The sequence below is a fragment of the Mastigocoleus testarum BC008 genome (genome assembly GCF_001456025.1).
GTDB lineage: Bacteria > Cyanobacteriota > Cyanobacteriia > Cyanobacteriales > Nostocaceae > Mastigocoleus > Mastigocoleus testarum.
In genome coordinates this window covers 75,560-98,918 of sequence record NZ_LMTZ01000100.1, presented here as the reverse complement: position 1 = coordinate 98,918, position 23,359 = coordinate 75,560, and the positions used below count along the sequence as shown (strand labels likewise).

General features: G+C 37.9%; 21 protein-coding genes. 8 read left to right on the top strand and 13 right to left on the bottom strand.

Annotation, left to right across the window (positions count from 1 at the left end; genetic code table 11):
• Positions 1-123 precede the first annotated feature (123 nt).
• Positions 124-1,269, bottom strand: coding sequence for a PrsW family intramembrane metalloprotease (locus BC008_RS23200; RefSeq protein WP_082650603.1), 1,146 nt, complete (start codon positions 1,267-1,269; stop codon positions 124-126).
• A gap of 854 nt (positions 1,270-2,123) precedes the next feature.
• On the opposite strand from BC008_RS23200, the gene BC008_RS23195 reads away from it, so the two are divergent.
• The 5 genes from BC008_RS23195 (at position 2,124) to BC008_RS23175 (ending at position 7,998) form a co-directional block, all read left to right on the top strand.
• The gene (locus tag BC008_RS23195) at positions 2,124-4,907 is read left to right on the top strand and encodes a GAF domain-containing protein (RefSeq protein WP_027846147.1); all 2,784 of its coding nucleotides are present in this window, start codon (positions 2,124-2,126) and stop codon (positions 4,905-4,907) included.
• A gap of 51 nt (positions 4,908-4,958) precedes the next feature.
• Complete coding sequence (locus BC008_RS23190) at positions 4,959-5,345, top strand: response regulator (RefSeq protein ID WP_027846148.1); 387 nt, start codon at positions 4,959-4,961, stop codon at positions 5,343-5,345.
• A gap of 45 nt (positions 5,346-5,390) precedes the next feature.
• A complete protein-coding gene (locus BC008_RS23185; protein WP_027846149.1) occupies positions 5,391-6,209 on the top strand; it encodes a response regulator in 819 nt (272 codons plus the stop codon).
• 64 nt (positions 6,210-6,273) lie between these two features.
• A complete protein-coding gene (locus BC008_RS23180) occupies positions 6,274-7,434 on the top strand; it encodes a trypsin-like peptidase domain-containing protein (RefSeq protein ID WP_027846150.1) in 1,161 nt (386 codons plus the stop codon).
• 147 nt (positions 7,435-7,581) lie between these two features.
• Positions 7,582-7,998, top strand: a complete 417-nt coding sequence (locus BC008_RS23175) for a hypothetical protein (protein WP_027844512.1) — start codon at positions 7,582-7,584, stop codon at positions 7,996-7,998.
• A gap of 95 nt (positions 7,999-8,093) precedes the next feature.
• On the opposite strand, the gene BC008_RS23170 is transcribed toward BC008_RS23175, so the two are convergent.
• The 4 genes from BC008_RS23170 to leuS all read right to left on the bottom strand — a co-directional run bounded on the left by BC008_RS23170 (position 8,094) and on the right by leuS (position 13,793).
• Positions 8,094-8,978 carry a UTP--glucose-1-phosphate uridylyltransferase gene (locus BC008_RS23170; RefSeq protein WP_027844511.1) on the bottom strand — a complete coding sequence of 295 codons (885 nt, stop codon included), beginning with the start codon at positions 8,976-8,978 and terminating at the stop codon, positions 8,094-8,096.
• Positions 8,965-10,014: a GHMP family kinase ATP-binding protein gene (locus BC008_RS23165; RefSeq protein WP_027844510.1), complete on the bottom strand. Its 1,050-nt coding sequence runs from the start codon at positions 10,012-10,014 to the stop codon at positions 8,965-8,967. Before BC008_RS23165 ends, BC008_RS23170 begins: the two co-directional genes overlap by 14 nt.
• A 1,001-nt stretch (positions 10,015-11,015) precedes the next feature.
• Positions 11,016-11,147: a hypothetical protein gene (locus BC008_RS52165; protein WP_268768243.1), complete on the bottom strand. Its 132-nt coding sequence runs from the start codon at positions 11,145-11,147 to the stop codon at positions 11,016-11,018.
• 42 nt (positions 11,148-11,189) lie between these two features.
• Positions 11,190-13,793 carry a leucine--tRNA ligase gene (gene leuS / locus BC008_RS23160; protein WP_027844509.1) on the bottom strand — a complete coding sequence of 868 codons (2,604 nt, stop codon included), beginning with the start codon at positions 13,791-13,793 and terminating at the stop codon, positions 11,190-11,192.
• A gap of 89 nt (positions 13,794-13,882) precedes the next feature.
• Here leuS and BC008_RS23155 point away from each other — a divergent pair, with 89 nt between their 5' ends.
• Positions 13,883-14,353 (top strand): gamma-glutamylcyclotransferase family protein, encoded by a 471-nt coding sequence (locus BC008_RS23155; RefSeq protein WP_027844508.1) that lies wholly within the window; start codon positions 13,883-13,885, stop codon positions 14,351-14,353.
• 56 nt (positions 14,354-14,409) lie between these two features.
• Positions 14,410-14,664 carry a hypothetical protein gene (locus BC008_RS50710; RefSeq protein WP_201026162.1) on the top strand — a complete coding sequence of 85 codons (255 nt, stop codon included), beginning with the start codon at positions 14,410-14,412 and terminating at the stop codon, positions 14,662-14,664.
• A gap of 66 nt (positions 14,665-14,730) precedes the next feature.
• Here BC008_RS50710 and BC008_RS23145 read toward each other — a convergent pair whose 3' ends face one another.
• The 3 genes from BC008_RS23145 to BC008_RS50705 form a co-directional block, all read right to left on the bottom strand.
• Entirely contained in the window at positions 14,731-15,336 is a 606-nt protein-coding gene (locus BC008_RS23145; RefSeq protein ID WP_058183899.1) for an anti-sigma factor family protein, read from the bottom strand.
• Positions 15,337-15,595: 259 nt separating this feature from the next.
• Positions 15,596-16,252 (bottom strand): sigma-70 family RNA polymerase sigma factor, encoded by a 657-nt coding sequence (locus tag BC008_RS23140; RefSeq protein WP_027844507.1) that lies wholly within the window; start codon positions 16,250-16,252, stop codon positions 15,596-15,598.
• Between the two features lie 264 nt (positions 16,253-16,516).
• The gene (locus BC008_RS50705; protein ID WP_201026161.1) at positions 16,517-16,687 is read right to left on the bottom strand and encodes a hypothetical protein; all 171 of its coding nucleotides are present in this window, start codon (positions 16,685-16,687) and stop codon (positions 16,517-16,519) included.
• 348 nt (positions 16,688-17,035) lie between these two features.
• On the opposite strand from BC008_RS50705, the gene BC008_RS23135 reads away from it, so the two are divergent.
• Positions 17,036-17,707, top strand: coding sequence for a L,D-transpeptidase (locus BC008_RS23135; RefSeq protein ID WP_058183897.1), 672 nt, complete (start codon positions 17,036-17,038; stop codon positions 17,705-17,707).
• A 220-nt stretch (positions 17,708-17,927) separates the two neighbouring features.
• On the opposite strand, the gene BC008_RS23130 is transcribed toward BC008_RS23135, so the two are convergent.
• From BC008_RS23130 to BC008_RS23110, 5 genes are all read right to left on the bottom strand, one after another.
• Positions 17,928-18,461: a late competence development ComFB family protein gene (locus BC008_RS23130; RefSeq protein WP_027844506.1), complete on the bottom strand. Its 534-nt coding sequence runs from the start codon at positions 18,459-18,461 to the stop codon at positions 17,928-17,930.
• 119 nt (positions 18,462-18,580) lie between these two features.
• Positions 18,581-19,561 (bottom strand): M23 family metallopeptidase, encoded by a 981-nt coding sequence (locus BC008_RS23125; RefSeq protein WP_235595914.1) that lies wholly within the window; start codon positions 19,559-19,561, stop codon positions 18,581-18,583.
• 352 nt (positions 19,562-19,913) lie between these two features.
• The gene (locus BC008_RS23120; protein WP_036266404.1) at positions 19,914-20,615 is read right to left on the bottom strand and encodes a DevA family ABC transporter ATP-binding protein; all 702 of its coding nucleotides are present in this window, start codon (positions 20,613-20,615) and stop codon (positions 19,914-19,916) included.
• Positions 20,616-20,776: 161 nt separating this feature from the next.
• Positions 20,777-21,955 carry an ABC transporter permease DevC gene (gene devC / locus BC008_RS23115; protein WP_027844503.1) on the bottom strand — a complete coding sequence of 393 codons (1,179 nt, stop codon included), beginning with the start codon at positions 21,953-21,955 and terminating at the stop codon, positions 20,777-20,779.
• Positions 21,952-23,256 (bottom strand): HlyD family efflux transporter periplasmic adaptor subunit, encoded by a 1,305-nt coding sequence (locus BC008_RS23110; protein WP_058183895.1) that lies wholly within the window; start codon positions 23,254-23,256, stop codon positions 21,952-21,954. The genes devC and BC008_RS23110 overlap by 4 nt, the downstream gene beginning before the upstream one ends.
• Positions 23,257-23,359 lie beyond the last annotated feature (103 nt).

Genomic DNA, 23,359 nt, shown 5'->3' with positions numbered 1-23,359 from the left:
AGAGTTTAAATATAATTAGCTTGCGCTGATATTGACTACATAATCCTTCCCACTTATTCCAGAAAATATCAAAAAATTCTTCAGGTAAATTCTTCAACTACCTTCTTGACCCAACACAGAAAATCAATCTGTTTCTGTTGTGAGATTTTGTTCGCTAATAATTTGAGAATTTTCCGTTGACATTGCTGTTAACTTTTCATCCCTTAATTGCTTTAATCCATCTTGAATCAGAGATAGAATAATAATCCAAGAAACAAAGCCAAGTGCAAGGTACTTCCCGTAAAATGGTAATTCGAGCGGGCTGTTCCACACCATATGAAGTACAACAGCAAAACCAAATACTCGTAAGAATCTAGGGTCTTTCACCATTGCAAAGCTGAATTTTCGTTCCCCTTTGATTTTCCAAAGTACAGCAGCACTCATTCCACTCCAAACAATATGGCTAAATGGAGCTAACATTCCCCTTAGCATAATAAGACTCAACATTACATCGAGGTTGTTAGAAGATAAACCCACCCGCAGAGCATAACCTGCTGACTCGAAAGCAGCAAAACCAGTACCAACAGCTGCTCCGAAAAGAAGTCCATTTAAAAGATATCGATACTTAGAAATATTTATGACGAGTATCAGCGCAAATAACTTACCAGGTTCTTCAACAAGACCAGCGACCGAAGCACCAATCCAGTTGAGCGAAAGAGTACCACTAACCTGAAATAAGAATAATGAAAATATCAGCGATAAAATTCCCCCAAGAAAAACCAGCCGTATTACTTGATAAAGAGAAACATTTTTACGGACATTTGTTTCAAAGAAAAAGATTAATGTAGAAAACGGGACTACAAAGGAGCCAACAACAATTAAACCTGGAATAAGATTAATATTTTTAAATTCTTCCCAAGCCTGAATAAAACCTAAATATACAATTAAAGCACCACAAAGCGTCCGAAAAAAAACCCAAGGTTTCGGCCAATTCGTATCTACATCCATAATATTAGGAGTAGTGGTAGAAGTACCAACTGTGAAGTACTCTTCTACTTCATCTTCAGAGTGCTTTTTCAAAACCTCTGAAAACATTTGTTTCAGACTGAAACCTTTTATTTGTTCAACACCTGCTACCTTTGCAACTCCTTCAGCAACGCTTCCTATAAGATTGTTTGAATCTAATTTCTGATTTTTAACACCAGATTGAGATACTTTTTTACGACCTTGTTTATTTTTGCTAAGGTCGTCTTCTCTATAACCTTTTGGCTGTGGTTCCTGCTCATTCATAGAATGCTGACATTAATATTCTTATACCAACTATTTTGACTTTCAATTACTGACATAACACACCGAAATTTCTCTAATAAATTGGTCTTTAAGTAAAAGTATTTATGTGACTATTACTTTTCGAGAAATCTTACTCGAGCAGAAATATAATTATTGTTATGTAATAATTTCAGCTAAACAAGGATTATTTTACCAACAATGTTAAAAAATAAATCTTGAAATTCAATAAATTTGCTAATCTAAAATAAATTCTAATTTCAAAATCAATAACCAATAATCCAAAAACCCAGACATAATGACTGGGTTTTGATAACTATAGGTGGTTGGGAATATATTTCCCGTGGGTTAAATATAGAGCTTAAATATAAGTAGCTTACGCTGATATTGACTACATAGTCCTTCCCAATAGTTCCAGAAAATATCGAAAAATTTTTAATGGGTACTTACCTAAAAATAATGACAAAATCTTAAAAAAACAAAAACCCAGTCATAATGACCGGGATTTTGGGATGACTATAGGGGGTGGGAATATATTTCCCGTGGGTTAAATATAGAGCTTAAATATAAGTTGCTTACGCTGATATTGACTACATAGTCCTTCCTAATAGTTCCAGAAAATATCAAAAAATTTTTTCTAGTAATTTTTCTAACAAAATAAAAATTAAGAATTCAGTTAATAGTTCCAAAAAACCTTCAACAAGCAAGCTTTTAGGTGTTTGGTATACATCAAGGAGACGCCAAATTATTGTATCTTATGTGTTCAGGATTATTTCTTGTAGATCGTCAGGTGTGCATTTACCACAACATTTATCAGTCCGAGTTTCTATTTAGATGGGCATAGAAAGAGGAGTACTATGACTAGCAGTGGCGATCGCGAATCAAACACAAAAGACTTTCTCATGCAAATGCTGGAAGTTGAGCAGCAGATACAACAAGCTATTTCAGGTATTTCTAACCAAGAAGCGATTTTTGAGGATATTTCTCAGGAAATTCAGTCATCTTTAGGCTTTGACTTGACTAGTATATGGTTAATCGACCCAGAAAATAATATAATCGCTCGAAAATACGAAAATAACATTTCAACTCAAAAACTTACATTTAATTTTAGTAGTAAGTATTACCTGGAAATAAACTCTCATATACAAGATATTCTAGTAGACGTAGTTCAAAACCATCGCACTGAAATTATATGTGGATGGGATAAACGATTTGATAAATGGGTTTACGAAGAGTATAAGCATGAAGAATTAACCCGTATTTTTACTCCCATACTATTAGTACAGGATAAAAATGGAAATATTATTGAAGACTGGTTTAAACACTATAAATGGAAATTTACTAGCGAAGAAAAAACTGGTGATGGTTATCGTGCTGTTATTGATATGTTCCTAATAACTCAAAATAATCAAAATTTGGGTAATATTCGGGTAATTGGTGCTGTAATCTCAGGTTATGCAAAGCGTAATAAACAAATCACTCTAAAACAAGCAGAAGACTTGATCAAACTTGTTGCTCAGCACGCTCTAAGAATCCGTCGTACGCAACTATCTTACATTTTAGAAGTTATTACAGAAAATGCTTATCGTATTTTACAGGCTGATATAGCAGCACTAGATTTTATGTATGAACCGAATCATCAGGATTATGTTTACCAAGTTGGGAAAGGTAAAATAAATGAGAATTATTGGGAAAATTTCACTTATTCTAAACAAGCACTAAGACAAAAAGCCCTAAAAGATAGAAAGACAATATTTACACCAAATATTTATCAAAATCATCCTAATAATTTAGCAAAAATTTTTGAAAAAAAAAGTCAAGCAACAGTGGCTTGTCCACTTTTAATTGATAATAAAGAAGGTCTTTTATACTTAGAATTTAATGATAAGTATGGGTTTACTGAAGATGAAGTATCTTTATTAAATATATTTGGTTATCGTGCAAATAGTGCTATTTTGCACGCTATATCTGAAGCTAAAAATAATTTAAAAAACTCTCAACTTGTTAATCTTCATTTATTTACTCAATCTCTTATCAATGAAACCGAAAAAGAATTTTTAATAAGGCGTATTACATGGAGTATTGGAAATATTATGGGGGCGGATATTGTTATTTTTTATGAGTATATACAGCCTGAAAATAAAGTAATAATACCACCGGAAATTACAGGGCGATTGATCAAAGATAAGAGTAAGTATACAGAGCTTTATCAAAATGATAACTCATTAATGCTTATTAATAATACGACCAACATTTATGAATCATCATTAAATATAAGCAAATTTTTTAAAAATTCAGATTTTGTAAAAAAAGAAGAAATTAAGTCTATTGCTAGTATTTTACTAAAAATTAGAGAAGAAGTTGTTGGTGTCATGTTTATTGCATACCGACGAATTTACAATTTTTCAGAGAATGAGCAAAAGCAAATTGAAACGTTGGCTTCTTCTGCTGCTTATGCTATTAAAAATCAGCGATGGCTGAATTCATGGTTACAAACTTTAAGTGATATTGATCGCAAACTAATTACTACTTTAGAGCAGGAAAAACTTCTCAATCTGATTGTGCAACGAGCAGTAGAGAAAACAAAAGCTGATTTTGGAAGTATAGCTTTGCTACAACCTAACAATTGGGAATTAGAAACAAAAGCCTTATATCCCAAAAATTCAAAGAAAGAAGAAATTGGGATGCGTAAAAAAGTAGAACATGGAATTACTGGGCAAGTGGCAAAAAATCGCCGCGCCGAATTAGTAAATGATGTTCGTCAAGATCCAAACTACAGAGAACTTTTTCCGAATGTACGTTCAGAATTATGTGTACCACTTTTAGATAAAGAAGATAATCTAATTGGGGTACTGAATGTAGAAAGTAGTAAAGTCAATGCATTTGAAGCTAGAGATTTACGATTACTTCAAGAAGTTGCGAACTTAGCCGTAATTGGGATCCGAAACGCAAAGAAGCAGGAACAACTCGCCAAAGCCGAAGTAATGGCTGCTCTTGGGGATATAGCAGGTCCATTAGTACATCGAACAAATAATAACGTTGGTGCTATCCGTGTATTAGCGCAGGATATTTGCGAGGAAGCAGATGATAATATTAAAAGCTTCGCAACTGAGATTTTGTCAAATGCTGAGGAAATTCTCGAATATTCACAGCGTATGAGAAGTTGGATGAAAGATCAGCCTCAAATAATTAGTCTTCGCGACATAATTCAAGAGGCATTGGCTAAAGTTCAGATACCCGACAATATTGAACAAGATATTAATATCGATCTTGATTTATCTCAGGTATATGCAGGGAAACAACAATTAATTAATGTTTTTGATAATCTCATCCAAAATGCCATAAACGCAATGCCTAATGGAGGAAAACTATACATTCAAGGTAGTCATTTAGAAACAGATGCGGGAAACAAGATTAAAGTTGTTATTTGTGATACGGGTGTGGGTATTGCAACAAAAAATCTCCAAAAGATTTTTGAGCCTGGTTACTCAACTAAAGATACTAATAAAAACATGGGTTTTGGATTGTGGTGGACTAAATTCTACATCGAACGTTTAGAAGGAAATGTAGAAGTTGAGAGCGAAGTTGGTAAAGGAAGCCAGTTCACTCTGATACTACCTGTTCACAAACCTCTTGCTTGACGATACATATAAATACCAGGTTTAAAAGATGATAATGAGAGTGATTATAAAATGGCAATTTTAAAAATTCTGCTAGTAGAAGACAATCCATCTTGGCAAAAAATTCTCAAAAGTAGAATTCGTCGTGCTTTAGAAGGTTTAGGCTATAAGGATTCAGATTACACAATAAAAGTTGTTGACACCTTTGATGAGGCTTATCAAGCTCTTCAAGAAAATGATTGGCATTTATTAGTCACTGATATTGAACTTAAAGATTCTCATACGGCAAACGGAAATAAATTAGGAACAGAATTAGTTCCTATTGCTCATAATCAAAATATTCCTACTCTTACAGTCACAGGAGCAACACCATTAATATATCCAAATGAAGGTTATTTTCCTAAAGAAGACTTTGATGGTAAAAAATTTATCAGTCAAGTTCAAGTTCTTTTAAAATAGTAATTATTCGTTCATAGAACAATTATAAATTAGGTACTTAATATAATGTTTCGAATTCTTCTAGTTGAAGATAATGAATCTTGGCAAAATATTCTTAAATTAAAAATAAATAATACCTTAGAAAAAATTAACCATATAAATTACAAAACTCAAGTCATTAATAATTTTCAAGAAGCATTTAAAGCTCTTCAAGAAAGCTCTTGGAATTTAGTAGTAACTGATATTGGTTTGGGAAATGATGACATGAAACCACAGAAATTGGGTAAACAAATAGTTGAACTAGCTCATGAAGAAAAAATTCCAACTATCGTAGTTAGTGCTTATTTAGATCCTCAAGAAGTTGGAAGTCTATTTGAAAATTATAAAATATCAGGTTTTTTCTGGAAAGAAACATTTGATGGGATATATTTTATCAATAAAGTCCAAGAGATATTGCAAAGTCAGCAACAACCAGAAGAAGAAATTTCATCACCAAGTAATAGTTATCAGTTAAGCGATAATGATAAAGAATATCTAATCACAACTATATCTCGCTTGGCGACAAATTCAACCACTTCATCGAAAGAATACTTCAAGGCTTTAGTCAATCAACTGAACTTACCAGAAAAATGGAGAAATAGTATCGCTGATATCTGGACAGGAGATACAAATACAGATACAAGTAAATTGGTGAACTGGGTTGAGCAAAAAAAATCGTATCCAAATGAAAGTGAAAAACCTGGCTATACAGTTTTAGGTAGCCTCATTGAAAAATTACTAGAAGAAACTGGTGACCGCCATTTTCTCGAAATGATTATCAGCTATGAGTTAATTACTGATAAAAGTGTTCTAGATAACCTAAGAAATAATTATTTTGAACAGTAAATAAATAACAGCAGACAAATAACTATAATCTAATTCTAAAATTATATATATATTTATAATTATTATGTCAATTACTATTAAACAAGCTGATATTGATAAGCTTGTAAATGTTTTAGCAGGTTTAGCAGCTACCTCTTTTACTAGTCCCCAAGATTTTTTTCGCGACCTTGTAAGTAGAGCTAATTTACGTCAACAATTGGTTTATAGTCTTGCAGGGGTTTGGACTGGAAACCCAATTCATGATGCACGTAGACTTATCAATTGGGCTTTAGTTAGAGATATAAATCCTAATGATCAACGTTTTACAACTTTAGGTAGTATCCTTCAACCTTTACTCTCAGAAGCAGGATTTAATGATGCTAAACTAATCGTTTCTCTAATTATTATTTATAAGCTTTATAGAGATATAAAACTATTAGAAAACTTACGAATTACTTATCAAGTTCCCCTTTCTGCTACCGATATCACCTCAACAATATCAGACTTTGGACCTGAAATTGATTGGCAAGAACCAGATGAAACAGAACTGCAAAGTTGGTTTAAACCCGAACCTAATTTTCTTGATGTTGGTTTTTTAATGCAGACTATTCAACATGCTACCTCAGTATGTCGTATTGAAATCTCCAACCAAAAAATACTTGGAACTGGTTTTTTAATTGCTTCAAATCTAGTTTTAACTAACTACCACGTTCTTCACTCAGCAACTGCAGATATTCAAATAAATCCCAGCGATATTATTCTCCGCTTTGGTTGTTTTACATCAGCTACCGGTAATGAAAGCGAGGGACAAGTTTTTAAATTAGTTAGCGACCGACCAATTCTGGAATCAAGTCCTACGAACAAGCTTGATTACGTACTGCTTCAGGTAGAAGAAAGCATTACACAAATAGCAGATATTACCCCAGCAAATTGTGATTTTGAAAATCTACCGGCTAAAGGAACGGCTTTGAATATCTTGCAACATCCCGAAGGGTCTTCGATGAAAATAGCCATGAGCAGCAATGCGATCGCAAATATTTCTCCTAATACTGGATTGATGCAATACATCACAAGAACATCGCCAGGTTCAAGCGGTTCACCCTGCTTCAATGAAGATTGGAAGGTAGTTGCATTACACCACGCACAAAAAGCAACGCATTTCGGAAGTATTCGAGAAGGGATTTTGTTGAGTTCAATCTACCAAGAAATCCAACAACATCTACCATCCTCCCTTGGGGGAGGCTAGGAGGGGGTTTACCTTGGGGGAGGCTAGGAGGGGGTTTACCTTGGGGAAGGGAAGGCTAGGAGGGGTTTTGAGGAGTTTTCCCTTGGATTATCAAAGAAAATTTTCTGCTTTTAAAAAACGAAATTTTCAAATGGGAAGAAGGTCAAAATGAGCCGTAGAATCACAACTACACAATATCAGTCTGCATTACCAGCAAAACAAATTGATACTTATTTCGATAAAGTTATCAAATATATTCCAGCAGATATAGTAGGTGCTTGGGTCGCTGTTAATGGATTAATCAAAGGTGCAGATATTACTGAAGTCTCAAAGAATATAGTATTGTGGACAGCTTTTGTAATTGGCATAGTTATCACAGCCCTTTGGACTCACAAACAGACTCAAGAACCTAAAAAAGTAACAGCAATTACCCAAATAGTCATTTCAACTGGTGCATTTATAGTTTGGGTATATGCTTCAGGAGGACCATTTACAACCGCACATTTGTACAATCCTACTTATGGTTCAATTTTGCTCATCTTTTACAGCTTGATTGTGGCACTTATCAATCCTACTGAAGGATAGATTGACATATTTCCCAGCGTAGGTTCAACAATAAGATTAGGATATTTAACCATCCACTGTTCACTGTTCACTGTTCACTGTTCACTGTTCACTGTTCACTGTGAAAAATCAATCATAGTTTGTCGGTAAGCGTTTGGCATACCCGTATCAAAGCTTTTACCTTTAACAACATAACCGGTCATCCCCTCAGCAACTCGCACTCGATCCAAACAGGACGTCAGCTGAAATTCACCCCGTTCTCGAAAATTGTTCTTGATGTGTTCTTCCAAAAAATTAAAGATTTTCGGGGTTAGTGCATATAAACCAAAAATACAAAGAAATTCATCTTCTTTCATTCCTTCCACTCGTAAATTTTGACGAGCATATTCGACAGTTGGTTTTTCGTACACCTGAGTAATTTCAAGGACAGACTTGAACTCTCGCCATGTACCAGTAATGCAACCAGCTTTTTGAATCGTTGGTACTGACATGGTGTCTAAACCAATTACACTGCAGTCACTTTGCTCGTAAACATCCAAAATTTGACGCGCACAAGATTTTTCAGTATTTGAAGCATAAACATGATCCCCCAACATTAATAAAAATGGTTGACTATTAACCCATTCCTTGGCACAAAACACAGCATGACCGTAACCCTCTTGCTCGGATTGCGTTAGAACCGTTATCTTATCACCTAATTCTTGAATATATTCACTGTATTCTCGATTTTGGGGTGACAACTTTTGATAAAGTTCCTTGCTGGGAGGCTTTTGAAAAAAATCTTTAAAGACACCCGTATCTTCTGGTTGGGTGACAATACCAATTTCTTCAACCCCAGCAGCGATCACTTCTTCTACGATCACCTGAATGACCGGTTTAACCTTACCATCCCGATCCATAATCGGAAAAAGTTCTTTCTTCACGACTTTAGTGGCAGGATATAAACGGGTACCAAAACCTGCAGCTGGAATTACGGCTTTTGTGATTTTAGTGTTGGGCATGAATTGTTAATTTCAAACACTGCATTTGAGGGAAATCTCGCTCGATGACTTCAATTAATTTTTGTTGACTTTCTTCATCTTTAACAACAAATTGTGCTGCACCATCTCCTTGAGAACCAACGCCCTTACCACCCCAAATATAGGGTTGAATTGGTTTATGTTTGAGCAATTCATGTAGTTTTGGTGCAGTTAGTTCCTCCGGACAAACAGGGATGAGATATTTATCAAACTTAGCCTGGGCTTTTTGCATCAAATCACCAATTTTTTCCGCATCTCCTTGTTCCAGAGCCTCAATTGCTGCTTGGGTAATTTTATGGTTCATGGAACCGAGGTACTTTTGTACGTCTGCTTGTATTTTGTTTTCAGGGGTAGGATAGCAGTCATTGAGTCGAGCAAGGATTTTTTGCGTGTTTTTCTGAGTTCCCAAATCCACTATTACAAAAAATAAATCTTGGGGTACCTTCAACTCTAAAACATCAAGGTGCTCTCCATCAAATACCATTGCAATTGGATTATTGCCATAAGCACAAGCTTGATCCATTCGTCCGCAGCGAGAAGGAGTAGTAATCTCTCCAAGATAGGCAAATTCCATTTCTCCCCGCAGGGTCATCTTTAAGTCATAAATTTGATTAAATGCCCTTGCAACCAAAACACAGATTGCAGCACTGGAGGATAAGCCCTTTTTGATTGGCAAATCTGTTAAATAATTGTTAATTTCCAGCCCACCCACATGAAACTGGGTCAAGATTTGGTACGCGACTCCAGCTGCATAGCTAAAAAACCCTCCCTTCTGAGCCACAGCCAATAAAACAGGTCTAGACATGGGTAAAGTCAAAATTTGGGGCGTCTGCGTGCCTTGAGATACCCGGAGAATGAATTGTTCGGGATGGGGTGTGACCTCAGCATACAACCCTTGATTGATACCTACCATTAGGGTCAATCCTTTTCCTATTTTTGGATTAACGCGACGGTAGCTACTAGCCCAATCGCTATGTTCGCCAAACAAACATAAACGTCCCGGAAGGAATATTTCCATAATTCTCACCCACTATTATGCCGATATTTTACAGGGAGGATGGGGGTCGGAGATTCGCGACTGGGGATTGGGGATTGGGGATTAGGGATTGGGGATTAGTGATTAGGGGTAAGGATTGAAGTTAGAGATTAAAATGTTATCTTTCCAGTCCTCAGTCGCCAGTCGCCAGTCGCCAGTCGCCAGTCGCCAGTCCCTAGTCGCCAGTCCCCAATTCCCAGTCAGTCACTCTAGTAATTTATTACTAAAACTATTGGCATGCTGTTATACCCTATTGCCACTAGGGTAAAGTAGAATTTCACCGTAAATTAGGTAGATTTCACAAAAAATCTTCATCGCTTTTACTAGTGTCAGTTGACAAACTGTCACTCACCCGATTCCCCGTTATAACCCAGAAAAGATATTCTGTATTTGTGCAAGGAGTGATACCACTTCACCATATGTTTGCCACAGATTAATTTCGCAATTCCTTTGTATAAGGGAAAACAGCGATTATCAAATGTTGCATCAAACTAGTGACTTGGTATACATATATACGGGGGAGCGCTTGGGTGAGCAAAAATCTCAAGCGCTTTTTTGTGTTCGTAATGAGTCATCGGTAGTAGTCAATTACCGTCCCCACTTCGAAAAAAAATATTTAATTAAGAATAATTGTAATTATTGTTACTAATCGCTTTAAAAATATACTTTTCATGAGATAGAAAAATATATCTCAAGTGGATAGATTTCGGTGTTTTGTGGGTGGATTATTGAATGAGGATATTTCGCCCTATAAGTTTGAAGGGCTTTATTCATCTAACGCTGTAATAGCTACCCTGCGTTCGAAGGATAGAGATCTATTTGCCTTAACCTTTATATAAATAATGCTCTCGGATAAAATCCAAAATTCACGCGAAAAGCTGTTATACATTCCGCGATTTATCGGTTAAGAAGCGAATTAAAAATGTAATCCACGCACAAACTAATTTGCGCGAAGCTCAAATTATGCGATTAATGTCAACTAATTATCCGTAACCAGGAGGTCCTCCTCTGCCGTGACCACCCAATATGTGGCTTACTGCGCGCCACAGGTAAGGAGCCAGGAGAGGAAAATCCGGAGGGGGTTCTTCAGGTTGTACGGATAATTTAGTGGACATCGTATTAGTGTGTTTATGTGAGAAAGTGTGATTCGGGGTAATTTAACCAACGACAAAGTTAACTAGTTTGCCGGGAACAACAATTACCTTTTTAATTTGTTTGTCTTCGATATACCGCCTAGCAACTTCTGATTCCCGGGCGTATTTCTCCAAGCCAGCTTTATCGAGTTGTGCTGATACTTGTAATTCACCACGTTTTTTACCATTGATCTGAATTACCAAGGTTATTTCATCAACAACTAAGGCTTTAGGATCGACAGTTGGCCAGCTTTGATCTCCAACAGAAGCAGTATACCCTAATTGATGCCATAATTCTTCTGCAATATGTGGTGCAAATGGTGTTAGTAATTTAACTAAAATACGAACGCCTTCTGCATAAACAAAAGAATCTTTACAACCAGCATCGCTCAGAGCGTTACTTAACTTCATCAATTCCGAAATCGCGGTATTGAATTGGTAATCACCAACCAAATCCTCTGTGACTTCTTTAATGGCAGTGTGAATTGCCCGTCGCAAGTCTTTTTCGGGTTTAGTTAATTTCCCTTGCTTGCTTGCCAACGAAGGATATTTGGGAGCAAAATCTGTGACTACGCGCCAGACTCGGTTCAAGAAGCGGAATTGTCCTTCCACATCTGTATCTTCCCATTCTAAGTCTTTTTCTGGAGGAGCTTTAAACAGAATGAACATTCTTGCTGTATCTGCCCCATATTTGCTAATCACCTCCTCTGGTTTGATGCCGTTGTATTTTGACTTGGACATCTTTTCGTAAAAGACTTGCAGGGATTCGCCGGTGTCTGGATCCTTCGGTTCGCTTGGATCTATCTTAGAAGCAGGAACGTATTTATTAGTTACGGGGTTTTTATAAGTTAAACTTTGTACCATTCCTTGAGTCAAAAGACGTTGGAAGGGTTCGTCAAAGTTCAGTAAACCGCGATCGCGCAATACTTTGGTAAAAAATCGCGAATACAGTAGGTGCAAAATAGCATGTTCAATCCCACCAACATATTGATCTACCGGCATCCAGTCGTTGGTTTTGGCTGAGTCAAAGACTTTCTGCTCGTTTTTGGCGTCAGGATAGCGCAAGAAATACCACGAGGAATCAATAAAGGTATCCATGGTATCTGTTTCTCTTTTCGCTGGAGTAGAACAATTCGGACAAGGTACATTGACCCAGTCTTCCAGCTTGGCTAATGGTGATGGACCACGTCCAGAAAAATCAACGTTTTCTGGTAACTGCACCGGTAAATCTTCATCTGGTACTGGAACTACACCACAATCAGGACAGTGAATTATTGGAATTGGCGTACCCCAATATCTTTGTCGAGAAATTAGCCAATCCCGCAAGCGATATTGTACTCGTGCTTTACCAAAACCTTTATCTTCGGCGTACTCAATAATTGCTTGTTTTGCTGATTCGGACGACATCCCAGTAAATTGACCGGAATTTATGACTATTCCAGCTTCGGTATAGGCTTCGGTGGATTCTACCTGGATCACTTGTTCGCCATCATCTGCTGATGGAGAAATATCTTGCTCGCCAACTGCTTTGGGGTCTGCGATTACGAACTCAATTGGTAAATCATAATTATTGGCAAACTTAAAATCTCGAGCATCATGTGCTGGTACTCCCATTACTGCGCCAGTACCATATTCGTAAAGCACGTAGTCAGCAATCCAAATGGGTACTTCTTCCCCGTTAAATGGGTTAATAGCTTTACCGCCAGTGGCAATTCCTTTTTTCGGTTTGTCTTCAGCAGTACGTTCCAACTCACTTTGGTTGGCAACTTCTTGGACAAATGTTTCTACCGCAGGTCTTCTTTCTTGAGTTGTAACCTTCTCGGTCAAAGGATGTTCTGGTGCGAGTACGACATAGCTAACCCCATAAACCGTATCTGGTCGGGTTGTATAAACACCGATTTTTTCTTCCATTCCCACAATGGGAAATTCCAAATACGCCCCTGTTGATTTACCAATCCAGTTTGCCTGCATCAATTTGACCCGTTCGGGCCATCCTGTTAATTTATCAAGATCGTTAAGTAACTCCTCTGCATAGTCAGTAATCTTGAAAAACCACTGTCGCAATAATTTTCTTTCTACTTGGGCTCCGCTACGCCAAGAACGACCTTGATTATCTACTTGTTCATTCGCCAATACTGTTTGGTCGATTGGATCCCAATTAACTGCTGATTCTTTCTGGTAAGCTAAACCTGCTTCTAAAAATTGCAAAAATATCCATTGGGTCCATTTGTAGTAATCCGGGGAGCAGGTAGCGACCTCACAATCCCAATCAATGGATAAACCCAAAGGTTCCAGTTGCGAGCGCATCTGGACAATATTTTGATAAGTCCACTTCGAAGGATGAACGCCTCGATCTATCGCAGCATTTTCAGCAGGCAAACCAAAAGCATCCCATCCCATCGGATGTAATACTCGATATCCTTGCATGCGTTTGAAACGAGCAATCACATCAGTAATTGTATAGTTACGGACATGACCCATATGTAGGTTACCCGATGGATAAGGAAACATAGAGGTGGCGTAAAACTTTGGCTTATTAAGGTCTGTATCAGTTTTATGTAAGCCAGTTTCTACCCATTTCTTCTGCCACTTTGCCTCAATTTCTGCTGGTCTGTATCGGGAATCCACCAAAAAACTCCTACTGGATATATAATTTTGATTTTGCCTGCCTAAATATTCTAAACGCTAGGCAAAGTAATGTGCTGACTAAACAACTCATGCCTGAATCAGAAGCAAAAATTATATCATCCATCAGAGTTTTTGTCTACGGCACCCTTAAGCCTGGTGAAGGTAACTATCCCAAGTATTGTGCGGGTAAATTAGATAATTGTAATGGTGGAGTGTTACCGGCTTACACTATCGGGGAATTGTTCGACCTAGGTGTAGGTTATCCTGGTATGGCTGTGGGGTCGCGCTTAGTTTATGGCTATTTATTGAGTTTCCAGCAATTGAGGATCTTATCTAAATTGGATGAGTTGGAAGATTATCTTCCTGGGCGAACTCCTTCCGAAAATCTTTATAACCGCCACCAAGTTGAAATTTTTGCTCCCCAAGGAGAAAGTCTCGGTTTAGCTTGGGTTTATTTTATGAGTCTAGATAAAATAGCTAGTTTTAACGGCGTACTGTTACCTGATGGATGGTGGAGTGGATGCGGTTTAAAAATGGAAGATTGTTTTGTTATCTCTTGATGTTGAAATCAGGAGCTAGGAGTTACACTAAACCGTTAATTAACCTCCTTTTAAGAATGAGACGAAGGAGTGTGGGGAGTGTGGGAAGTGTGGGGAGTGTGGGAAGTGTGGGGAGTGTGGGGGGAAATCCCAAAAAATATAAAGGAGTTTTAAAAATTGGATTTGGTATTAGGAGTTGCATACTTTGCAATACTCTTTCTTCACACCTGCTTCAGCCAGGATACAAGAAGGACACAGAAGAGACCCGCAAAAAATCGAAGAGGCGCTGCATTACAACGCCTCCACTAGTTTATAAAAATGTTGATTATTGATTTGCCGATTTAAAAGTCGATCCCCATTGAAATTTTTAACGATAACATGAGAAATTTTCGACCGATTTAATTAAAACCATTGTCGTTAACATCCACATCCCAACCTGGGTTTCCTATTTCTCCTACTGCTTTATCTGGAGATATTTCCGTTTTCGGTATGGGGAAAACCGGTGAGTTGATTGCAACCATTAACGAAGTATCGTTTGGTGATGAAGGTTGCTGCTGTGGTTCCCGGATTGCCATTTGCACGAGCGCACCTTCTCCACCGGAAAGCAAATTGCCCATAGCGCCAATTACACAGGCAGCAATTGCCGCACCACCATAAATTATCGCTTGACGATAGCCACGACTTATACGCTTTGTTACCTGCTTAATAGTCTCTTCTACAGGCTGCTGCTCTGGTACTGGTAGCGTCCGCAAACCTTTTCTCAGTTTAAGCAGACGGACATATAAACGTTGAACCTCAGGTTCATTATCCAACCATTGCTCGATTAATCGACGTTCTGCTGCAGTTACTTCACCGTCGAGGTAAGCACTCAATAGTTCGAAGCGATCGCGCTTCAATATATCCATAGCGCCTGTTGATTGATTGGTGTGTTCTTCCATTCCCTCTGACAATCCTTGAGATCGTGGCAAATTGGAACGGTCTTCAAACTGATACTCTGTAGTCATATTAACATTATTACAAATTCATATACGGGTATAGATACCCAAAAGCATCAGAACTTAATCAATCTTTAGATGCATTCCTGGAAGCACTCCAATTTACTAGGAACAATTCTTAACTTAAATATTTACTTTGCTTACAATTAGAAAATCAAATAATCAGGAAATCAAATTGTTTGCAAATACAAATTAAATTGCTTGCAGTAAAGATTCTTAAACATAATCCACATCGACAACTAGACAAAATATCCTGGGGACAAAGTATCTAGGCATCCAAGTATTTTTGTAATTGTGTTTGTAATCTAGCTCTGGCTCTAGCAATTCTTGATTTTACAGTTCCTAGAGAAACCCCGGTAATTTCTGCGATTTCTTCATATGGCATGCCTTCAATTTCTCGCAGGACAATAGTAGTTCTGAACACTTCTGGCAAATCGGAGATTGCATCCCGTAGTTGCTCATAAAATTCGCGTGTGGTCAATGCTTCTTCTGGACCGGGGGTATCACCTGCGATTTCCCAATCCATTTCACCATCATCCACGGTGCGACGTGCATCCAAGGATAAGGGACTAACGACACGCTTCCGTTTGCGTAGCTCATCATAAAATAGATTAGTCGCAATTCGACTTAACCACCCCCGGAACTTAGCTGGTTCTTGTAAGCGATTAATATTGCGATACACTCTAATCCACACTTCTTGAGCTAAATCAGCCCTGTCAGACCAGTCTGGGGCCAAGTGGTATAAAACTCGATCTACTTGAGATTGATAGCGTTTTAACAACTCTGCAAAAGCAACACGGTCGGGGCGCAGTCCTGTTTGACAACGCAGGATTAGATCGTGGTTTGAGAGTTGGTCAACTTGCACTGAGTTTTCCGGAACTTTGACGCCAACAGTTGACCAGGATACAGGAATTGATTGACTCATAGATTGCACTGGCTTTAAATCATCCCTATCAATTAGACACGTTATTTCTGAAGAAGTTCCAAGCAAAAGTGACGGATTAATTACTGTAACACCGAAGTATATAAGTGTGATTATACTTTGCGTAAATCTTATATAAGAAATATGGCTTTATCCTTCAATAATCAGGACTTTAAGGCTGAATTTCCCTAACTGTATCTTCACCTTGATGCTACTTACGAATATGCAATACTAATAACTGACCATTACCCATTGACATTTACGTGACTACTTAGTAGCTGTATCAATTTTTTTAAGTCTTTGTACAAAAACATTTTCGTTAAAGGGTACCCCAGAAGGCTCATCAGCACCAGTATTGTTTTTGTTAAACGTAGAAAGGTCAATCACAAAATTTAGAGAAAGTGTAATTATAAAAGCTAGAAACAGTTTTTCAAACATGATTTTTCTCACCCACACCACAAAAATACGATCGCGATAGCTTTACCTAAGTTTTAATAGTCCCGAAAATTAGTAGTTCCGAAAATCAATACCCCTGAAAACAGAAAGAACATTTATATTAAATTCAGGTAAGTTCGCAATATCTACATCACTAGTGTGCCCACCCATATCGGCAAATCCGTAAAAAAAATGATAAAAGAATGTAAAATTTCGATATATTATCCTTCAGTAAATATAATCAAATATTAAATTAGATTGACAATTTTCAATAACAGGGATCGCACTGGCAAAGTAAAGAAGTAAGTAAAGGTCGCGCAAATATTTGGATTTTGGGAAATCAAACTGGTAATACTGATGGTAAGAAACGGATATATAGCTAAAACCTTAGTGTTCTTCTGTTTTGGAACTGCAATTTTGTCTTTAATAACAAAATGGTACGTTGACAGTTCGGCGCAATCCAAAACAGCTATGAATCGTCCCCATGAAACATCATCACGGGTCAAGACTTCTGAAGCAAGAACAACAGGAATCGCACGAATCTCACCACAAAACCGGACAGTAGATAACCTGTTTGATTTATTTTCAATCCAAACAGTTCCCCAAAAATCAATAAAATCTAACCCTGCTTCCGGACCTATCAAAGTAACAGTTGATTTAAGCGATCGTCGGGTTTACGTATATCGTGGAAATACAACAATTGCGAGTTATCCCACCGGAATAGGTAAAAAAGGTTGGGAAACTCCTACAGGTTCTTTTCAAGTAAATCAGAAAGTTGTCAATCCTTCCTGGCGTCATCCAATTACTGATAAGGTCTTTCCTCCTGGACCTGATAGCCCTTTGGGACTGAGGTGGATTGGGTTTTGGTCAGATGGTCGAAACTACATAGGTTTCCACGGTACGCCGAATTATGATGTGGTTGGTACGGCTGTATCCCATGGCTGTTTGAGAATGCGTAATGTGGATGTGTTAATGCTTTATAAGCAAGTTACTATGGGTACCCCCGTAGAAGTACGCCAGTGATTCCTGAACTTAAGGAAATTTCTAATAGAAAAAACTATCAACTAAAAATATCACCACAATTTCTACAGGCGCACTTCGGTGCGCCCTAAAAGTAACAATAAAAAACTTTGGGCATGAGTTATTGTTTGGACATACCTAATATTTATACAGGATGCATAGGAAATCATTTTCTCTATGCTCCTGGTTAGTATATTGTGACCTCTGAATCCCAAGTAAATGTTTATTTCTGTTCAAAGTGGGGAGCATAGGCTTGAAGTAAAGTACTAACTTGACGCAGGACTTCATTCCCACTGCTTTTAGCCATTACTGGGGTTCGATCATCGTTTGGTCGATCCAGGTTTCGAGCAATTGCTTCACCGATTTGCTGGAGGATTAGCTCTTGTAATTGCTCCTTTGCATGCTGACGTTGGTAATTAGCACCTTCCTCGGTTGTTGCATACAGAGGTGGTAATCGATTCAGAGCATAAGCCGCAATATCACCCACATCTAAACTGCGCTCGCTAGTGGCTTCGATTTCAGCAACCCGCGCGATCGCCTCGGTCAAAACCAATTCTTCCATAACATTAATAAACTGTTTGCGAGGTACCGCCACTACCTCACCAGTTAGGAGCGCTCCCATTAATCTGTCCAGCGCCATATACTCTTCAATAGAAAGTTCCGAAGCATGGTCGCAAATGCGTCCGACCTCAGCTTCCATGACTGGGGTCAGATAACCATCCTGGAGAGCTTGTTCAACAATTTTTTCGATACTCATAACACTCATATTTTTAAGCCACCCGGGTAAGGAAAGGACGGTACCTATAGCTTGATTTTGCCTGCATAGTCTCCTTAAAAGGAGACTGTAACACAACAGACGTATTAATTACATCTGTATCATTTTATTGCATTATTTCGCCAGGTTACTGGATCTATAGCTTGTCCGTTTACATACAAACCCCAGTGTAAGTGGGGACCAGTAGAAGCGCCAGTAGAACCGATGGTACCAATCAGTTGACCTGGTTTTACCATGTCACCTTCTTTTACTTTTATGCCATTCAAATGCATAAAAATACTGGTTAAACCTTGACCATGGTCGATGCCTACAACATTTCCATGAACTAGGAAACCTGCGGCTTCTTTACCAACCAAAGCGACGCGACCGCCAGCTGGGGCAACTACGGGAGAACCCTGTGCACCTGCGTAGTCAACGCCACGGTGGTAGTAATTATGTGCAAATTTGCCATTGTAGTAGCGACGTACACCATAGATAGTAGAAATACGTGCTTTACTTGGCCTGATAAAAGCACCATCCCAAAATTTATCTGGTGTTGTCAGTGATTTGAATTCTTTAACTCGCTGAAGTTCCATTTTTGTTGCTCTGGTACCTGCTTTTTTCTTTGGTAACCAAATACGTTGGGTGGGAAATCTACGATCACCTATCCATACGGCAAGATTTCGTGTCGGTCCATCACCGTAAACCCGAACAACTCTTCTCCCAGGTTTTTGTAATGGGGTAGTGGGAATAAAAGCCCGGTATTTATTAGGGGCGATAGGAAATACTGGGTAGGTTTCCCCATTACTAACTACCTTTAAATTTCCACCATTAGCTGAATTATCAGGAGTAATTTCAACAGAAATAGACTGACCCAATTTGGGCGAACTAGGGATAATTTCCACCTGCGCAGCTTGAACAGATGAAGCGAAGGCTACAGGTAAAGCAGCAAAGATTCCTATGGCTGCACCTGTTAAAAATTCAAATTTCTTATTATTATTTGGTTGTTTGTTTATTTTTTTGTGACATGAAGTAAATAAATGTTTCAAATAATTACTTGTGTGACTTTCAGCACTCATCGCTTGTGTTGGTTTATTTGTCATTACTTAGATTGTTTTAACCTGGAACTGGAAAAAATTTTCATGCTTTAAATTTTAAAGATTAAAAGTTAAGATTTTTTGTTTCAAGTATGAATATGTCTTTGACAAATATTTTTTTAAGAATAACCACCAGAATAGTAGAAGTAATTCTAGTATTCTGATGGCTGTAAGTTTTATGTGATATGAGTATGTCGCCTTTTTTGGAAGTAGGCAGTAATAAAAGTGGAAAAATTCTGTGATTTCTTTCAATTTGGATAAATCCAAAAAATTGATTTCTAGAAAATTGGCTTACAGAACATTAGGTTGATTAATTTTTTAGTTTTATTAATTTTTTTGATTCTATAAGCAATCTTACTTAACCAACCTGACTCAAATCGGGTGTATTTGCGAGTTTTCCATCTTCCATATGAATAATGCGATCGGCAACATCAAGAATGCGGTTATCATGAGTCACTAGCAAGATTGTACAACCCTGTTCCTTTGCCAGTTTTTGCATCAGGTGAACCACATCTCGACCAGTTTTACTATCAAGAGCTGCGGTTGGTTCGTCTGCAAGTACTATTTTCGGATGACTTACCAAAGCACGAGCGATCGCTACCCGTTGTTTTTGTCCTCCGGATAGGTTTTCGGGATAGTAGTTGATACGTTCTCCTAGTCCCACCATTTCTAACATTTCGATTGATCTCTTTTTTATTTCTTCTGGTGAAATGTTTTCGTGTAATTCCAAGCCCATCTTCACATTTTGGAGTGCAGTCAAACTTTCATGTAAATTATGTGCCTGAAAAATATAGCCATTGTTACGCCGCGCTAAAGTTAATTGCGTTGATGTTGCACCGCATAGTTCTTTTCCCAATACCTGCAAACTACCAGACTGAGCAGAACGCAAACCACCAACTAAAGTTAAAAGCGTAGTTTTACCGGAACCGGAAGGTCCCGTCATAATAATAATTTCACCAGCATTAATATTTAAATTAATATCAAATAATACCTGTTTTTGTAATTGACCTTTACCAAAAAAGTGATTGAGATTTTTAACCGATATTACAGTTTTTATCATTGCTTATTTTTCCCATGCGCTTTTTTGCACAAACTACACCTGTATCTTAATTTGTATTTTGCAAATCTCTATATTCCCATAACGCCATATGCTGTAGGGCGGCGCGTAATGCTTATGGTTAATACCATACTACTGCTAAGGCTAATTCCCAAGACCCAAATCTAAAACATATCTGCGGGGTCAGCTGATTGAACTTTACGAGTAGCAATCATTCCAGAAATCATACACATTACAAAAGTTAATATTAGTACTTGTATCGCCCGTAAAACGGTCATAAATACAGGCAAGTTTGTGGCTTGACGGGTTAAAGCATAAAGCCCGATAGATACACTCATACCCGGTATAAAGCCAGATATAACCAAAATTAAGACTTCTTCAAAGATGACTCCTAGCAAATAGAGATTTCGGTACCCCATTGCCTTGAAGGTAGCGTATTCTTTGATGTGAGCATTCACATCGGTAGAAAGGACTTGGTAAACGATAATTACACCAACTGTGAATCCCATGGCTGTACCTAAGCCAAAGACAAAGCCAATAGGTGAAGCTTTTTGCCAATAATTTTTCTCAAAGACAATAAATTCTTCTTTGGTTAAAACTTGAACGTCACTCTGTGTTAGGTGAGTTTTCAACGCATCCGCAATAACTTTAGGGTCTTTTCCTGGTTTGACCTTGACTACACCCAAACTAACGCTAGCGGCTTCTCTTCTTGGAAATAATCGTAGAAAATTCTGTTCGCTAGTCATTATGTGACCATCAGAACCAAAGGAAGAACCAATGGTGAATAGACCACTGATTGTAACAGTTCGTCTTTCTACTTCAGTAGTAACGCTTTTTCCTTGTTTTACTTGAGAAATAATTTCAGCATATTCACCTTTAGTTTTGGTATCAAATAATAGATTATCTGGTAGTTTCGTCTTGTGTATTTGACTATTAACTGCGGGAATATCAAATATTTTTTGGTCTGGATTAAAGCCAACAATTAATAAATTATTTCTATTTTTAGTTTGGGGGTTTCTCCACTTGATTGTATTTGCATAAACAGCATCTACAGATTTTACTCCTGGTACATTCATTGCTTGATAAAGTCTTCGCCGGGTAAAAGTGGACATATCAGTAAAGTTTCGAGCTTGAGTACTAAAAATTACTATGTCACCCTGTAAAGATTTATGTAGGCGAGTGGCGCTGTTAAATAAAGCAGATTGGAAGCCTAATTGCATAAACATTAGTAAGTCTGCAAAGGCGACTCCAGAAATTGCAACTAAAAAACGACCTTTATGATGAGATAGTTGCAACCATCCGAGGGGTATTCTGCGCCTAATTTTTCCAATAAATCCAATCATAGCTGAATCTCCACTCTGACTTGTAGATTGGTAAAGTTAGCGACTTTCTTACTGGATTCTTCATCGAGTCTGACTCGAGTTTCCACAATTCTGGAATCAATATTGCTGGAAGGATCGGCGTTTATTACATCCTGGCGTTTGACCTGCAAGCCGACTAGTTCTACGGTTCCGGCTAATTCACTATTGAGAGAGTCACTAAAAATTTTTACTTTTTGTCCTGGACGAATTTTTCTAATATCACTTTGATATATTTCTGCTACAGCATACATTTGACTGTTTTGCCCAATTTCAATAATTCCATCGTTTGATACAATTTCTCCAGGGCGGGTATAAATTTCAAATACCTGACCGTCTTGGGGAGAACGGATATAGGATTGCTTTAAATTAGCTTTTGCCCTTATCAGAGAAGCTTTTACACGGTTGAGTTCTGCTTGGGCTGCAGCTACATCTACAGGACGAACTTCCGCAATTCTATCTAACGTTGCCCGACTTTCTATGACTTGTTGCTTCCGTGATGTTTGAATGCGTTTTAAGTTAGCTTGGGCTTCGGTGAGTTGTTGTTGTTTGGATGACTTGATTCGTCTCAAGTTGGCTTTGGCTTCAGCTACTTGCTTTTGGACGGTTGCGTATTCTAAACGTTTGCTGTCACGGGAAGATGCTGATAATGCTCCCTGTTGGTAAAGGTATTGATTGCGTTGATATTCTGTTTTAGCATTGGCTAGCTGTGCTTCTAATCTTTCAATAGTTGCTTGTTGGGCTTGAATTTCTGTTTCTCTTTCGGCTTGAAGTCGATTAATAGTTGCTTGTTGGGCTTGAATTTCTGTTTCTCTTTCGGCTTGAAGTCGATTGATAGTTGCTTGTTGGGCTTGAATTTCACCTTTTTTTGCACCAAGCTTTACTTTTTCCAGGTTTGCTTGGGCGATCGCCACCTGATGTTTGGCTTCTTCTACTGTTGCTGCAAGTTGGTCCCGACTATCTAAAATTGCAACCACTTGTCCTGCTTTAATGCGATCGCCCCGTTTAACTAACAATTGCTCGACCCGATTTCCTTCAAATGATGCAGGTGCAGAAAGTTTAATTGCTTCTCCCTCTGGCTCTAATCTTCCCAAAGCATTAACTGTTGTAATTTCTACTTGAGTTGAAACAGATTCCGAAGACATAGATGTATTAGAAGCACGAAAACGCCCAATCGCATATATGCTTACCCCACCTGCAATTAAGACAGCTATCACGCTTGCGAGTATTGGTATATTTAATACCTTCCTAGTTGAAGAACTTTCGACATTTGAGTTTTGCAACATTAATTATTCCACCCTTCCAACTAAACGGTTTAGTTTCATATATAATATAACTAAACTAAACTGACTAGTTCAAGTTCACTCTTAGCAGTTTCAATTTGTGTAA

Coding starts and splice junctions, on each gene's coding strand:
- BC008_RS23180 (WP_027846150.1), top strand. CDS start 6,274: ATGTCAATTACTATTAAACAAGCTGATATTGATAAGCTTGTAAATGTT.
- BC008_RS23125 (WP_235595914.1), bottom strand. CDS start 19,561: ATGACAAATAAACCAACACAAGCGATGAGTGCTGAAAGTCACACAAGT.
- BC008_RS23145 (WP_058183899.1), bottom strand. CDS start 15,336: ATGACTACAGAGTATCAGTTTGAAGACCGTTCCAATTTGCCACGATCT.
- BC008_RS52165 (WP_268768243.1), bottom strand. CDS start 11,147: ATGTCCACTAAATTATCCGTACAACCTGAAGAACCCCCTCCGGATTTT.
- BC008_RS23110 (WP_058183895.1), bottom strand. CDS start 23,256: ATGTTGCAAAACTCAAATGTCGAAAGTTCTTCAACTAGGAAGGTATTA.
- BC008_RS23190 (WP_027846148.1), top strand. CDS start 4,959: ATGGCAATTTTAAAAATTCTGCTAGTAGAAGACAATCCATCTTGGCAA.
- BC008_RS23120 (WP_036266404.1), bottom strand. CDS start 20,615: ATGATAAAAACTGTAATATCGGTTAAAAATCTCAATCACTTTTTTGGT.
- BC008_RS23185 (WP_027846149.1), top strand. CDS start 5,391: ATGTTTCGAATTCTTCTAGTTGAAGATAATGAATCTTGGCAAAATATT.
- BC008_RS23155 (WP_027844508.1), top strand. CDS start 13,883: ATGCCTGAATCAGAAGCAAAAATTATATCATCCATCAGAGTTTTTGTC.
- BC008_RS23165 (WP_027844510.1), bottom strand. CDS start 10,014: ATGGAAATATTCCTTCCGGGACGTTTATGTTTGTTTGGCGAACATAGC.
- BC008_RS23130 (WP_027844506.1), bottom strand. CDS start 18,461: ATGAGTATCGAAAAAATTGTTGAACAAGCTCTCCAGGATGGTTATCTG.
- BC008_RS23200 (WP_082650603.1), bottom strand. CDS start 1,269: ATGAATGAGCAGGAACCACAGCCAAAAGGTTATAGAGAAGACGACCTT.
- devC (WP_027844503.1), bottom strand. CDS start 21,955: ATGATTGGATTTATTGGAAAAATTAGGCGCAGAATACCCCTCGGATGG.
- BC008_RS23195 (WP_027846147.1), top strand. CDS start 2,124: ATGACTAGCAGTGGCGATCGCGAATCAAACACAAAAGACTTTCTCATG.
- BC008_RS50710 (WP_201026162.1), top strand. CDS start 14,410: ATGAGACGAAGGAGTGTGGGGAGTGTGGGAAGTGTGGGGAGTGTGGGA.
- BC008_RS50705 (WP_201026161.1), bottom strand. CDS start 16,687: ATGTTTGAAAAACTGTTTCTAGCTTTTATAATTACACTTTCTCTAAAT.
- BC008_RS23170 (WP_027844511.1), bottom strand. CDS start 8,978: ATGCCCAACACTAAAATCACAAAAGCCGTAATTCCAGCTGCAGGTTTT.
- BC008_RS23140 (WP_027844507.1), bottom strand. CDS start 16,252: ATGAGTCAATCAATTCCTGTATCCTGGTCAACTGTTGGCGTCAAAGTT.
- BC008_RS23175 (WP_027844512.1), top strand. CDS start 7,582: ATGAGCCGTAGAATCACAACTACACAATATCAGTCTGCATTACCAGCA.